The 14,160-nt window shown below is 43.9% G+C and carries 12 protein-coding genes and 1 other annotated feature; of the genes, 2 read left to right on the plus strand and 10 right to left on the minus strand.

The window, feature by feature from the left end; all coding sequences use genetic code 11:
- Window positions 1-90: 90 nt before the first annotated feature.
- The 10 genes from clpX to ilvB all read right to left on the minus strand — a co-directional run bounded on the left by clpX (window position 91) and on the right by ilvB (window position 12,287).
- Window positions 91-1,353, minus strand: coding sequence for an ATP-dependent protease ATP-binding subunit ClpX (clpX, locus tag HC660_RS13725; RefSeq protein WP_010335184.1), 1,263 nt, complete (start codon window positions 1,351-1,353; stop codon window positions 91-93).
- A 271-nt stretch (window positions 1,354-1,624) separates the two neighbouring features.
- Window positions 1,625-2,899 (minus strand): trigger factor, encoded by a 1,275-nt coding sequence (gene tig / locus HC660_RS13730; protein ID WP_010335185.1) that lies wholly within the window; start codon window positions 2,897-2,899, stop codon window positions 1,625-1,627.
- A gap of 227 nt (window positions 2,900-3,126) precedes the next feature.
- Window positions 3,127-4,131: a DNA damage checkpoint antagonist DdcA gene (ddcA, locus tag HC660_RS13735; protein ID WP_168748381.1), complete on the minus strand. Its 1,005-nt coding sequence runs from the start codon at window positions 4,129-4,131 to the stop codon at window positions 3,127-3,129.
- Window positions 4,132-4,252: 121 nt separating this feature from the next.
- Window positions 4,253-4,852 carry a 3-isopropylmalate dehydratase small subunit gene (leuD, locus tag HC660_RS13740; RefSeq protein WP_010335187.1) on the minus strand — a complete coding sequence of 200 codons (600 nt, stop codon included), beginning with the start codon at window positions 4,850-4,852 and terminating at the stop codon, window positions 4,253-4,255.
- 12 nt (window positions 4,853-4,864) lie between these two features.
- Window positions 4,865-6,283, minus strand: coding sequence for a 3-isopropylmalate dehydratase large subunit (gene leuC, locus HC660_RS13745; protein WP_010335188.1), 1,419 nt, complete (start codon window positions 6,281-6,283; stop codon window positions 4,865-4,867).
- Between the two features lie 51 nt (window positions 6,284-6,334).
- Window positions 6,335-7,432 carry a 3-isopropylmalate dehydrogenase gene (gene leuB / locus HC660_RS13750; protein ID WP_168748382.1) on the minus strand — a complete coding sequence of 366 codons (1,098 nt, stop codon included), beginning with the start codon at window positions 7,430-7,432 and terminating at the stop codon, window positions 6,335-6,337.
- 20 nt (window positions 7,433-7,452) lie between these two features.
- Complete coding sequence (locus HC660_RS13755) at window positions 7,453-9,009, minus strand: 2-isopropylmalate synthase (RefSeq protein WP_168748383.1); 1,557 nt, start codon at window positions 9,007-9,009, stop codon at window positions 7,453-7,455.
- Window positions 8,996-10,024, minus strand: coding sequence for a ketol-acid reductoisomerase (gene ilvC / locus HC660_RS13760; protein ID WP_059352245.1), 1,029 nt, complete (start codon window positions 10,022-10,024; stop codon window positions 8,996-8,998). The genes HC660_RS13755 and ilvC overlap by 14 nt, the downstream gene beginning before the upstream one ends.
- Window positions 10,025-10,047: 23 nt before the next feature.
- Entirely contained in the window at window positions 10,048-10,566 is a 519-nt protein-coding gene (gene ilvN / locus HC660_RS13765) for an acetolactate synthase small subunit (protein WP_010335192.1), read from the minus strand.
- Entirely contained in the window at window positions 10,563-12,287 is a 1,725-nt protein-coding gene (ilvB, locus tag HC660_RS13770) for an acetolactate synthase large subunit (RefSeq protein WP_010335193.1), read from the minus strand. Before ilvB ends, ilvN begins: the two co-directional genes overlap by 4 nt.
- Before the next feature lie 121 nt (window positions 12,288-12,408).
- Window positions 12,409-12,658: a binding site (T-box leader), on the minus strand.
- A gap of 447 nt (window positions 12,659-13,105) precedes the next feature.
- Between ilvB and cotQ the strand changes: the two genes are divergently transcribed.
- Both cotQ and HC660_RS13780 read left to right on the plus strand, forming a co-directional pair.
- Entirely contained in the window at window positions 13,106-13,432 is a 327-nt protein-coding gene (cotQ, locus tag HC660_RS13775; RefSeq protein WP_168748384.1) for an inner spore coat protein CotQ, read from the plus strand.
- A 170-nt stretch (window positions 13,433-13,602) separates the two neighbouring features.
- Entirely contained in the window at window positions 13,603-14,058 is a 456-nt protein-coding gene (locus tag HC660_RS13780; protein WP_168748385.1) for a GNAT family N-acetyltransferase, read from the plus strand.
- Window positions 14,059-14,160 lie beyond the last annotated feature (102 nt).

Raw genomic sequence — 14,160 nt, forward strand, 5'->3', positions numbered from 1 at the left:
CACAGAAGAGGGGAATAAACGTTTTCCGGAAGAGTTTACACAACAAAAAAACCTCCTGAATGTTACCACTCAGGAGGTTCTTTTTCATTTTTAAGCAGACGTTTTATCTTGGCTAACCTCAGTACCGTCCTTTAACAAAAGGCGAGGCGGCTCTCCATGCGTTACAGTCGCTCCAGTAATCACACATTTTTCAATGTCATCACGGGAAGGCAGGTCAAACATCACATCAAGCATAATGCCTTCAATGATAGAACGGAGTCCGCGTGCTCCAGTCTTACGCTCAATTGCTTTTTTGGCAATTTCAGACAGCGCTTCTTCTTCAAACTCAAGCTCAACATTATCCAGCTCAAGCATTTTCTTAAACTGCTTCACAAGAGCGTTTTTCGGTTTTGTTAAGATCGCAACCAATGCTTCTTCATCAAGCTTTTCAAGGCTTGCAATAACAGGAAGACGTCCAATGAACTCCGGAATTAATCCGAAACGGAGCAAGTCTTCTGGAAGCACTTTTGAAAGAAGGTCTTCTTTCTCCAGATCTGCAACCTTATTATCAGAACCAAAGCCAATCACTTTTTGTCCTAAACGGCGTTTGATGATTTGTTCGATACCATCGAAGGCACCGCCGCAAATGAACAAAATGTTTGTTGTGTCAATTTGAATAAACTCTTGATGAGGGTGCTTACGTCCGCCTTGAGGTGGCACACTCGCCACAGTTCCTTCAAGAATTTTCAGCAATGCCTGCTGCACACCTTCACCTGACACATCACGTGTGATAGACGGGTTTTCAGACTTTCTTGCCACTTTATCGATTTCATCAATATAAATAATGCCTTTTTCCGCTTTTTCCACGTCGTAGTCAGCAGCTTGGATGAGTTTCAAGAGAATATTCTCTACATCTTCACCCACATATCCAGCTTCTGTCAGGGACGTAGCGTCAGCAATCGCAAACGGCACATTTAAAATACGGGCTAACGTTTGCGCAAGAAGGGTTTTACCGCTTCCTGTCGGGCCGATTAATGAAATGTTACTTTTCGAAAGCTCGACATCGTCCACTTTGCTGTTGGAGTTAATGCGCTTATAGTGGTTATACACAGCAACAGCGAGTGATTTCTTCGCTTGATCCTGGCCGATGACATATTCATTCAGAATTTCACGGATTTCCTGCGGCTTCGGTACATCTTTAAATTCTACTTCTTCTTCTGTTCCGAGTTCTTCCTCCACAATTTCAGTGCAGAGTTCGATACATTCGTCACATATATATACACCAGGTCCAGCTACAAGCTTACGAACCTGATCTTGTGTTTTTCCACAGAACGAGCATTTTAATTGTCCTTTTTCCTCGTTGAATTTAAACATTCTTTCACCCCTTAATCTTGTCTCACTTTTTCTTTTACCGGCAGAGCAAAAGAAAATGATTCTTGAAACGAACGAGTATGTATTGCATTTTACCATACTTTCCAAAAAGACGGTAACATTGTGTTTCTGACTTGCACATTCTATATGTATGACAAAAAACAGCTCTGCATTAACTATCTTGCCCCAAGAAAAAGAGATATATCATAATTGTACAAAACAAGGCACGAATGATTCGCGCCCTGTTTTATTATTACTATTATTATGCACCATATTAACGGTTTTCTACAAGAAAATCAATTGCTTTGCGAACTTTTAAATCTTCTTTCATCGCGTCAGTAGAACCGATGGCTTGTTTGATATTTTCAACAGGCATGTTGTATGCTTCAGCCATTTTAGAAAGCTCAGCATCAACTTCCTCATCTGTTACTTCAAGGTTTTCCGCTTTCGCAATTGCCTCAAGAGTCAGGTTAGATTTAACGCGTTTTGCAGCATCTTCTTTCATTTGCTCTTTTAACGCAGCTTCATCTTGGCCTGAGAATTGAGTGTAAAGCTCAAGGTTCATGCCTTGCATTTGAAGACGCTGTTCGAATTCTTTCAGCATGCGGTCAAGCTCAGTATCGATCATCGCTTGAGGAACATCGATTTCAGCGTTTTCAGAAGCTTTCAGAACAAGTTCTTCACGCAATTTAGCGTCAGCTTCGTTTTCTTTTGCTTCTTCTAAACGTTTCTTGGTTTTTTCAGTCAATTCAGCAAGTGTTTCCACTTCTTCATCGATATCTTTTGCGAATTCATCGTCAAGCTCAGGAAGCTCTTTCGCTTTGATTTCGTGAATTTTCACTTTGAAGACAGCTGGTTTGCCGGCAAGATCTTCAGCGTGGTACTCTTCAGGGAATGTTACTTCAACATCCTTCTCAGCACCTGCTTCAAGGCCGACTAACTGATCTTCGAAGCCAGGAATGAATGAACCAGAACCCACTTCAAGTGAATAGTTTTCAGCTTTTCCGCCTTCGAATGCTTCGCCGTCAACGAATCCTTCGAAGTCAAGAACAACAGTGTTTCCTTCTTCAACAGCGCCTTCTTCTTTTACAACAAGCTCAGCTTGACGCTCTTGAAGCGCTTTTAGTTCGTTTTGAACATCTTCGTCCGTTACAGCTGTGTCGTCTTTTTCGATGCCTAAGCCTTTGTATTCGCCAAGCTTCACTTCAGGTTTCACTGTTACTTTTGCAGTGAAGATTAAGCTTTCGCCTTTTTCGATTTTTTCAACATCGATTTCAGGACGGTCTACAGGCTCGATTCCAGCTTCTTCAACCGCTTTAGGGTATTCTACAGGAAGAAGAATATCCAAAGCATCTTGGTAAAGAGCTTCTACGCCAAAGCGCTGTTCGAATAAACCGCGAGGAATTTTCCCTTTACGGAATCCAGGAATTGAAACTTGCTTAACTACTTTTTTAAATGCATCATCAAGTGCCGTTTTAAATGTTTCAGCATCAACTTCAACAGTTAAAACGCCTTCGTTGCCTTCTTGTTTTTCCCATTTTACAGACATGTGTTTCCCTCCAAAAATCTATTCAGGTTGTGTCGGTCTTCCATTCTAAAGCAATCATTCGGCTTCGTCCAACAAAAACGAAGCTGCCAAAGATCAGAATCATTATGTATCCATTTTAATAATGAACTGTAAAGCCTGTCCAACCGTATTTCTGATAACCCGTTATACACAAATACAACCATTATATTATAACATAACACATACCGCTTTCAACTATATGGCGTGATTTACAAATAAGAAATTTCTTCAATATCTTTAATCATTGTGCACGCTTCATCAAGTTCTCTGTCGGTAAACTCATACATCATATGCAGCTCTTCGCTTTCAATCTCAATCCCATGCATTTCATAGCCGACTTTATGCAGGGCCGCCGCCCAAAGATCAGCGGACAGCAATTTAGGCTGAAATGGATATAAAACGTACAAATGTCTTCTCCACAGTTCTTCTACCGCTGCATACAGGGTTGGATTTTCATTCCCAAGCGTTTCATCCAGCACCCTGAGAACGCGGTGCAAAATCGGGGAGGCATCAGGCGGGACAGTCTCGCTCGGCTCGATTGTCATAGATTCTCCGAATTTTGTAATGTGGACCGGTTTGCTGTAGTCGTGTTCCGCCATTAACATCACGATCATCGTCTTGATAATCGGGTGGGCAGCGGGATCTTCAAGGATTGTTTTTAACAGCCCCGTATACTTCGCTACATTGCGGTCTTTCAATGAATGGATCAAATTCATTTGTTCCTCTGGGCTGGCTAACACTTTCTCCGTGTCGATCACATCTTCATACTCTTCTGCCCAAGCCTCGTCCTCTCGCTCTGGATCGGTCATTTTACGGCTGAAATCAAGCAGTTTATAAAATTGCTCGGCGCTTTCCGCAGGCAGCTGATTTTCCTCAAGGACGGCTTCAATCGTGCGTTTTACTTCTTCGTATTTCTTAAGCTGTATTAAGATCGTCATGTACACTTGTAAAACTGTAAAATACTGGCCATATCCTTCTTTCAGCATCTTTTCGCATACACGTTTTGCCTCTTCCAATTCGCCCAGCTCCAAAAAGCAAATGGCCATGCCCAAGTGAAGATCTGATTCAGTATCATCATATTTCATTGCTTCTGAAAACAGTTCCAGCGCCTCTTGATACTTTTTCTCCTTCAGCGAGGACATTCCTTTTTCCACTAGACGGTCTTTCAGATGAGGAAAAGGAATAATTTTTGCGTTTTTCTTGTCATGCGTCATACCTATATTCCTTTCAGGCATTTATTTTGTTCAAGTGTATCAACACCCGTACACAAAAACAAGAAAGGAAAGGTTCTGCCAGGCAAAAAAAAGCTGCCGGACAAATTGCCGGGCAGCTTTTTTAAGCTTGAAGCCAAGAGCTTCTCTGCGACTCAAATTGCTTGATTTCATCTTCAAGTAAAAGCGTTAATGAAATTTCATCATAGCCGTTGATCAGCATTTCTTTCCAATGCGGATCGACTTCGAATGAGATCTGGTTGCCTTCGCTGTCGTGAATAAGCTGATTCTCAAGATCGACTGTCATTTGCAGTGACTGATTTTCGTATTGTCCGACAAGCTTTTTCCAATTGTCATATGGCATGCGAATCGGCAGCATACCGTTTTTAAAGCAGTTTTGGTGGAAAATATCAGCAAATGACGGTGCAATAATGATTTTAAAGCCGTAATCATCAAGCGCCCACGGAGCGTGTTCACGCGATGACCCGCAGCCGAAGTTTTCTCCCGCTATTAAAATGGATGCCCCTTCATAAGCCGGCTGGTTCAGTTCAAATTCCGGGTTCGGTTCACCATTCGCATCATATCTCCAGTCAAAGAATGCAAAACGGCCGTAGCCCGTTCTTTCAATTCTCTTCAGAAATTGTTTCGGAATGATCTGATCTGTATCAACATTAATACGATTTAATACGGCCGCTTTCCCCGTATGTGTTTTCAAAGGTTCCATCTCGTGCACTCCTTACACAACTGTTTTTTCCTGATAAAACTTCCTGACATCCACGAAATGGCCGTGAATGGCGGCCATCGCAGCCATCGCAGGGCTGACGAGATGTGTTTTCGCGCCTTTTCCTTGTCTGCCCTCAAAGTTGCGGTTAGAGGTTGACGCACAGCGCTCTCCTTCAGGAACAACGTCATTATTCATGCTCAAACACATGCTGCAGCCTGATTCTCTCCATTCAAATCCAGCGTCTAAGAAGATCTGATGAAGCCCTTCCTTTTCAGCCTGTAGTTTTATGCTCTGAGATCCAGGCACGACGATTGCTCTAACACTTTCAGCTACCTTTTTTCCTTTGATCATATCGGCAGCCTGGCGGAGGTCAGTCATGCGTGAATTAGTACAGGAACCGATAAATACGTGCTCCACTTTGATATCTTCAATTTTCTGATGAGGTGTCAGCCCCATATATTCATAAGCGCGAATCGCTTCTTTTTTGTCATCTTCCGCTGAAAAGCTTTCCGGCGCCGGAACTTCAGAATCGACAGGAAGAACCATTCCCGGGTTGATACCCCATGTCACCATAGGAGAAATGTCATTGCCGTCAAGCACTATTGATTTATCGTAAACAGCGCCTGGATCAGTGCGCAGCGCTTTCCATTCTTCTACGGCTTTATCAAATTCTTCTCCTTTTGGCGTATACTTGCGATTTTTGCAATATTCAAATGTCACTTCGTCAGGCGCAATCAAACCTGCTCTTGCTCCGGCTTCAATTGACATGTTGCAAACGGTCATCCGCTCATCCATCGTCATGTTTCTGAATACTTCCCCAGTGTATTCAATGACGTAACCGGTGCCGAATTTCACGCCGTATTTACCGATAACAGCAAGAATGACATCCTTTGCGGTTACCCCTTTTTGCAGTGTCCCGTCTACACGCACCTCAAGCGTTTTCGGACGCTGCTGCCACAGTGTCTGTGTAGAAAGAACATGTTCAACCTCACTCGTTCCGATTCCAAATGCCAGGGCGCCGAATGCACCGTGAGTCGAAGTATGGCTGTCGCCGCATACGATCGTTTTTCCCGGAAGCGTTAAGCCAAGCTCAGGCCCGACTACATGGACAATCCCCTGATCTACACTGTGAAGATCGGCAAGGCGTACGCCAAACTCTTCGCAGTTCCGCTCAAGCGCTGTCACTTGTCGTTTCGCAACTTCATCCGTTATCTCAAAGCGATTGACGGTTGGAATGTTGTGGTCCATCGTGGCGAAAGTATTTTGCGGTTTTCTGACCTTTCTTCCCTTTTGTCTCAACCCTTCAAATGCCTGAGGGGATGTCACCTCATGGATGAGATGCAAATCAATATAGAGAAGATCCGGTTTTCCCTCACCATGTTTTACAATATGCTGATCCCAAATCTTTTCGATGATCGTTCGAGGCATCATCTTTATTTCCTCCCTCTACCTATGAACTAAGACCGCTTACACCATAAGCTGTCACACGTTAGAAATTGTATTTTCACTCATCAATGCTGTCTTAACTTCCTCTGTAATGGCCTGAGTGCTGCTGTATTCTTCACCTCTTGCCAAGTCTCTTGTTCTTTTTCCAGAGGTAAGAACCTGGTTGACCGCATCTTCTACAGCTTTCGCTTCTTCTTCAAGCCCGAAAGATGTTCTCAAAAGCATTGCCGCTGACAATATAGCCGCAAATGGATTTGCCATTCCTTTCCCTGCTATGTCAGGTGCAGAGCCATGTACAGGCTCGAACAAATGGAGTCCTGAGCTTGATAGGCTCGCTGACGGAAGCATTCCGAGAGAACCTGTTAGCATGGACGCTTCGTCGCTTAAAATGTCACCAAACATATTTTCAGTCACCACGACATCATATTGATTCGGTGCATAAATCAGCTGCATTGCCGCGTTATCAACGAGCATATGCTCAAGTTTCACATCAGGATAGTCTTTTGCGACGTCTTCAGCCACTTCGCGCCACAGCCTGCTTGATTCAAGAACGTTCGCTTTATCAACAGAGGTAACCTTGCCTTTTCTGGCAGCCGCCATTTTAAAGCCCTCTCTGATCACGCGTTCAATTTCTTCCCTCTTATAAAACAGTGTGTCTACCGCTTCTTGCTCACCTTCACTGTTTACATAGCGTTTGCTCGGCTGGCCGAAATACAAACCGCCTGTCAGTTCACGAACGATAACGAAATCAACGTTATCAATATATTCTTTTTTCAAAGGCGAAGCGTCAGAAAGGCTTTCAAACACTTTCACAGGCCGCAAATTCGCAAACAGGTCAAGCTGTTTTCTAATGCCGAGCAGCCCTTTTTCTGGCCTCAGTTCCGAAGGGTTTTGATCCCATTTCGGGCCGCCGACAGCACCGAGCAAAATAGCATCAGCCTTTTTACAAATCGCAATGGTTTCCTCTGGGAGAGGGTTGTTGTGTTCGTCAATTGCCGCTCCTCCAATAAGGCCGTATTCAAATTCAAATTCATGGCTGAAGCGTTCGGCAACACTTTTCAGCACGTCTGTCGCTGATTCTAATACTTCAGGGCCGATCCCGTCTCCGGGCAATAGAGCAATCCGTTTCTTCAAGTTAACCGTTCTCCTTTCTATTATGATCCGACAGCTGTATGGTTTTGCAGTCCGTTCATATTAGACTGGAAAACCAATTGACGGTTGACTGCGTTCAGATAGGCTTTCGCCGAAGCTTCTAATACGTCTTGCGCTATGCCCCGCCCTGCGGATTCTTTTCCGTTTACTACTACTCTTACATAAACCTGGGCAAATGCGTCTTCGCCCTTTCTATTAGACTGAATGCGGTAGTCTAAGAGCTCCACATCTTTATCGATACAGCGTTCAAGGGTATTGTATATCGCTTCCACGCTTCCGGCTCCTGTAGCCGCTTCCTGAATAAGCTGGGCGTTTTCTTGGTTTTTCAAAGAAACCGTAGCTGTAGGGACCTGAGATGTTCCATAATGGACTTGCAGAGAAAGAAATTCATACCCAATCTTGCGGTCTGTTACTTTTTCTTCTAAAATAAGAGAGACAAGATCCTCATCAGTGATTTCTTTTTTCTTCTCAGTCAACTCTTTAAACATCGTAAAGAACTTATTAATCTCTTCACTATCAAATTGGAATCCCAATGCTGTCAGCCGGTCTTTAAATGCATGGCGTCCTGAATGCTTGCCTAGGACAAGCGCATCTGCCGTTACACCGACAAGCTCTGGTGAAATAATTTCGTATGTTGATTTTTCTTTTAAGAAGCCGTCCTGGTGGATGCCTGATTCATGAGCAAATGCATTGTCGCCCACTACCGCTTTATTTCGCGGAACAACCATACCTGTGAACTTACTTACTAAATCACTAGTGCGTTTTATTTCATTTAGCGTAATGCCTGTTTCGACTTGATAGAAATCTTTTCTGGTATGAAGAGCAACTGCGATTTCCTCTAAGGCAGCGTTTCCGGCTCTTTCACCAATTCCGTTAATCGCACATTCAATTTGATCAGCGCCATTTTCGATCGCTGAGAGAGAATTGGCGACTGCCATTCCCAAATCATCGTGGCAGTGAGCTGACAACTTTGCTTGATGTATGTTTGGAACGTTCTCTTTCATATATTTAAAGATATTCCCGTATTCAGCCGGAGCCAAATAGCCGACTGTATCCGGAAGGTTGATGACACTAGCCCCTGCGTCAATCACTTTTTCTACGATTTCTGCTAAAAACGGCAGTTCAGTTCGGCAGGCATCCTCAGCAGACCATTGAACAATCGGGAAACGCTCTTTTGCGTATTTCACCATTTCAACCGCTCTTTCAATGACCTGTTCACGCGTCATTTTCAGCTTGTGTTTTAAATGAATGTCCGATGTGGCAATGAAGACGTGAATTCTTGGCTGAGCACCGTCTTTTAACGCTTCCCATGCAGCATCAATATCACCTTTTACACAGCGGGCAAGACCTGTGACAGAACAATTTTTAATGGTTTTTGCGATTTCCTGCACAGCTAAAAAGTCACCTCGGGACGAAGCGGGAAATCCCGCTTCAATGATATCTGCCCCGAGTCTTTCGAGCTGCTTTGCTATGGCAAGTTTCTCCTGTGTATTTAAGTTCACACCAGGGGACTGTTCACCATCACGAAGCGTCGTATCGAAAAAATTAATTTTGCGCAACGGAGACCACCGCTTCCTTCTTCTTGCCTTGTTTGACAAACGGCATCATTTCACGAAGCTTTCTTCCCACCACTTCGATTTGATGTTCGTTTTCGCTCGTATTGATTGCGTTGAAACGAGGACGGTTTACTTGGTTTTCTACGATCCACTCTTTGGCAAATGTTCCGTCTTGGATGTCTTTTAAGACTTCTTTCATTGATTCTTTTACTTTTGCGTCTACAACACGCGGCCCGGATACGAAGTCTCCCCATTGAGCAGTATCAGAAATAGAGTATCTCATGCCTGCCAATCCTTCTTCATACATCAGGTCAACGATTAATTTCAACTCATGAAGACATTCAAAGTATGCAAGTTCCGGCTGATAACCAGCTTCAGTTAATGTTTCAAAACCAGCTTTTACCAGGGACGTTAATCCTCCGCAAAGTACAGCTTGCTCACCGAACAGATCCGTTTCTGTTTCTTCTTTAAATGTCGTTTCCAAAACGCCTGCTCTTGCTCCGCCGATTCCTTTTGCATATGCCAAAGCTTTATCTTTCGCTTCACCTGTCACATCCTGATAGATTGCGAACAACGCCGGTACGCCTGCTCCCTGCTCATATGTTCTTCTAACCAAATGTCCAGGACCTTTAGGCGCTACCAAGAATACGTCAACATCTGCCGGAGGAACAATTTGGTGGAAATGAACGTTAAATCCGTGAGCGAAGACCAATGACTTGCCTGCAGTCAGCTCATCTTTGATTTCAGCTTCATATACTTTTTGCTGCTGTTCATCCGGAAGAAGAACCATAATGATTTCAGCTTGAGCCGCAGCTTCTTTTACTGAAAATACTCGATGTCCGTCTTCTTGCGCCTGAGTGAAAGATTTTCCTTGTCTGACACCGACAATCACGTCAATTCCGCTTTCTTTCAGGTTCAGCGCATGCGCATGCCCTTGTGAGCCATAGCCGATAATCGCTACTGTTTTCCCAGCCAATACGTTCTCTTTGATATCACCGTTATAATATACTTTTACCATTTCAATCTCTCCCTTGTTATGTTTTATACAATAGATATTGTTTTATTGGATGACGCCTTTTGCTGAGTGCCCCTCGCAAAAGCCGTTGTACCTGTTCTCGCAATTTCTTTGATTCCATAAGGCTTTAGTAATTCAATCAGCGCTTCAATTTTGTTCGATTCGCCAGTCACCTGTACAACGATGCTGTCTCTGCTGACGTCAACGACTGAAGCTCTGAACGGCTCTATCATTCCGTTAATCTCTGTCCTCGTTGACGGTGCGGAAACGACCTTGATTAAGGCCAGCTCCCTTTGGACAATTGATTGATTTGTGATGTCAGTGACTTTCAGCACATCAATTTGTTTGTTAAGCTGTTTTGTCAGCTGTTCAACATCATTTTCTCCTTCAACGTGAACGACAAAGGTGATTCTGGAAACGCCTGTTGTTTCTGTGTGTCCAACTGTAATGCTTTCAATGTTGTAGTGTCTTTTTGTGAATAGACCGGTGATCCGGTTTAACACGCCGGAGCGGTTCACCACAGTCAATGTGATAATTCTTTTCAAGGTTTCACCCCCACCATTTCATGCAGCCCTTTCCCCGGAGCCACCATCGGGAATACTTTTTCTTCACTGGCAACCCGAACGTCAATGACAACCGGTTCTTTTGATGTTAATGCCTCTTCCAGCTTTTCCTTCGCTTCTGCATCAGAGGAGATTCTGATGCCTTTAATGCCGTATGCTTCTGACAATTTGACAAAGTCAGGCTGTGAAGCGAATTTAGATTCTGAATAACGCTCTTCATAGAAAATTTCCTGCCACTGTCTTACCATTCCGAGACAAGCGTTATTCAAGATCACAACTTTAACCGGCAGATTCAATTCGCGAATAACATCAAGTTCCTGAAGCGTCATTTGAAAACCGCCGTCTCCAAGCACCGCCACCACGGTTGCATCTTTATCGGCCAGCTGTGCGCCAATCGCTGCCGGAAGGCCGAAACCCATCGTTCCAAGACCGCCTGATGTCACCCATTTATCTGCCTTTTGGAACGGATAAAATTGTGCTGACCACATTTGATGCTGGCCGACATCCGTTGCGACAATGGCTTCGCCCTTTGTAAATTGATGAATGTACTCAATCAGTTTCTGAGGTTTAAAGCCTTCTTCTTCATTGTCTACATACCAGAGCGGATACTCTTCTTTCCACTCGGCAAGCTGTTTTTTCCATTCACTTGAATCGCCTTGTTTGCCGTTTTGTTTGATCAGCTCTTGCAGGACAACTTTGCTGTCGCCGACAACCGGAATCTGTGTTTTCATGATTTTTCCGATTTCAGCCGGATCAATATCAATGTGGGCAATCTTTGCGTTTCTCGCAAAATGCTTCAGGTTTCCGGTGACGCGGTCATCAAAACGGGCGCCGATACTGATTAATAGATCACAGTCATGAAGGGCCATGTTCGCTGTATAAGTGCCGTGCATACCCGCCATTCCTAAGAAAAGCGGATGGTCTGCCGGGAACCCCCCGAGCCCTAAAAGCGTGTGTACGACCGGAATTTGCTGCTGCTCGGCATAATTTTTTAATTCTTCTGACGCTTTTCCGTGCAATACGCCCGCGCCCGCTAGGATAACCGGTTTCTTTGCGCTGCTTACGGCTTCCACAAGCTTGCGGATCTGCAAATAATTCGGCTCCGTTGTCGGCTGATATCCCGGGAGATTCATCTCGTGATCATAGCTGAATTCCCCTTCAATTGTTGCAACATCTTTCGGAATATCGATTAGTACAGGTCCCGGTCTTCCCGTTGTCGCAATATGGAATGCTTCTTTAATGATGCGCGGCAGGTCTTCCGGCTGGCGGACCTGATAGCTGTGTTTTGTAACCGGCATTGTAATTCCTAAGATGTCCGCTTCCTGAAAAGCGTCGGTGCCGATAACGGAGGTTGCCACCTGTCCTGTAAAGACGACTAAAGGCAGTGAATCAATCATAGCATCCGCAAGTCCAGTAACAAGGTTTGTCGCTCCCGGGCCTGATGTCGCAATAACGACCCCAGGTTTTCCAGAAACTCTCGCGTATCCTTCCGCTGCATGAATAGCGCCTTGCTCGTGTCGGGGAAGGATATGTACCATTCCCGAATTGTACAACTTATCGTAGATCGGAAGTACAGCTCCGCCCGGATAGCCGAATATCATTTCTACTTTTTCTTTCTTTAATGATTCAATCAGCATTAACGCTCCGCTCATCGTCTGTGTACATTTGGCAGATGCTGAATCCACCTGTACATTAGTCCCCATTTTTAGTTCCTCCTTTTGGATATTCATCCTCTAAAGATCATCAATTATTAGCTTTATAGCTGATTATTCAATAAAAAAAGCCCTTCCGCCCACAATCAGCCGCGCAGTGAATGCGATAGCCAAAAGGGGCGAAAAGGCTCTTCTTTCCGCGGTACCACCCTTGTTTACGGCCTTTGATACGGCCGTCTCATGGATATTCCTATCCGTTTTAATAACGAGTAAACATCATCGTTCACCCGGCCAAGTCCTACTGTGATTTCAGACTGGCACTCTGAGGCGAGTTCACCTTGTAAAGCTTCGCCGGTTCTCAGCTAATCCGGTTCTCTGTGGAAAGCTTTTTCAAGGCTACTTATCCTCATCTGCGCTTTTCATATTGAGTCTCTTGAACATCTATTCTGCCGTCCAAGAAGATCGTTTTTTTTCATTTTTTTAGTATCCTACTGCAATCATTTGCGCTTGTGAAACTTGCGTTTATCTTTTGTTGAACTCATATTACGCCGCTTTGGACGCAGTGTCAACAGCCTTTTTTAAAATTATTAGACAATTTAGATTAATCAAACTATACTGTATACGCTTTCATTATTGGTATATAAGGCATTTCAAAAGATAAAAGTTTTTGTAATTTTTTTATTAATCTATCAAGTTTACACTCAAATTTTTCAATTTCATATAAATATGTCACATAATATGACGTGTTATTGTTTCGTTGAGACGTCTATATGAAAGATCTTCTCGCAAAAAACAATTTCCGTTCGGATAGGCTCTTTCATTATTTTTCGTCATACACTGGTGTTATCTTGCAAAGAAAAGGTGATACGATGAATAAATCTTTTGCAGACATCCAAGGATTTCCCGGGGGTTTTCCAGGCTTTCCCCAGCCATTTTATCCAGCAGCCCCTGGCTTTTATCAGCAAGGCCACCAGCCATATGGAGGCTTTGGATACGGACAGCCGTTCAGCCAGGCATACAGCCCGCTAAGCACCCCCTCTGCTATGTACTCTTCATTTCCATATGCTTCAGGATTTTACGGGCAGCAATTTTCAGGTGCCGGCTATAGCGGTCATGGCGGCGGTTTTAGTATCCCGGCGACGCACGCCGGAGGGTTCAGCGGAGCATCTGGTGTACACGGAGGATTTCGATATTAAATATCATCAGGTGCCGAACATCTATGTTCGGCACTTATTAATTTATTCATCTTTACATAAAGCTAATAGAATGTGAGGTTTCCTATCTTACTATTTGGAAGTAAAAAGGATATATTTTAAGATAAAGGATAAGTATGTTCAGAGTGACGGTTTTTGAGGAGGAAATCATTTTGCATATTAAAGTAGATGATTTGACCGGACATCAAGTGATCGAATTAGTAAGTGAGCATTTACATAGCATGACTCTCATGTCTCCGGCTGAAAGTATTCATGCCCTTGACATAGAAAGGCTGAAAAAACCTGAAATTACATTTTGGAGCGCATGGGACGACAATGAATTAGCCGGCTGCGGAGCACTAAAAGAACTGGACAGCCGGCATGGAGAAATTAAGTCGATGCGAACCTCTTCTTCCCATTTAAGAAAGGGCGTCGCCAGCAAGGTTCTTCAGCACATTATAGAAGAAGCCAAGCGGCGCGGCTATCAGCGCTTGAGTTTGGAAACGGGGTCGATGACTTCTTTCGAGCCGGCAAGAAAACTTTATGAAAGCTTCGGATTCCGGTATTGCCAGCCGTTTGCAGACTATACGGAAGATCCGAACAGCGTGTTTATGACAAAGGAATTGTGAAATATAAAGGATAGATAAGTGCGGGACTATGTTTCTGTCTTATCTATCTTTTTTATTTTCTCCCGTCTTTCGCATAAATGCTGTTAGCGCACCAAGTGTTTT

Source organism: Bacillus mojavensis (genome assembly GCF_012648005.1).
GTDB classification, from domain to species: domain Bacteria; phylum Bacillota; class Bacilli; order Bacillales; family Bacillaceae; genus Bacillus; species Bacillus mojavensis.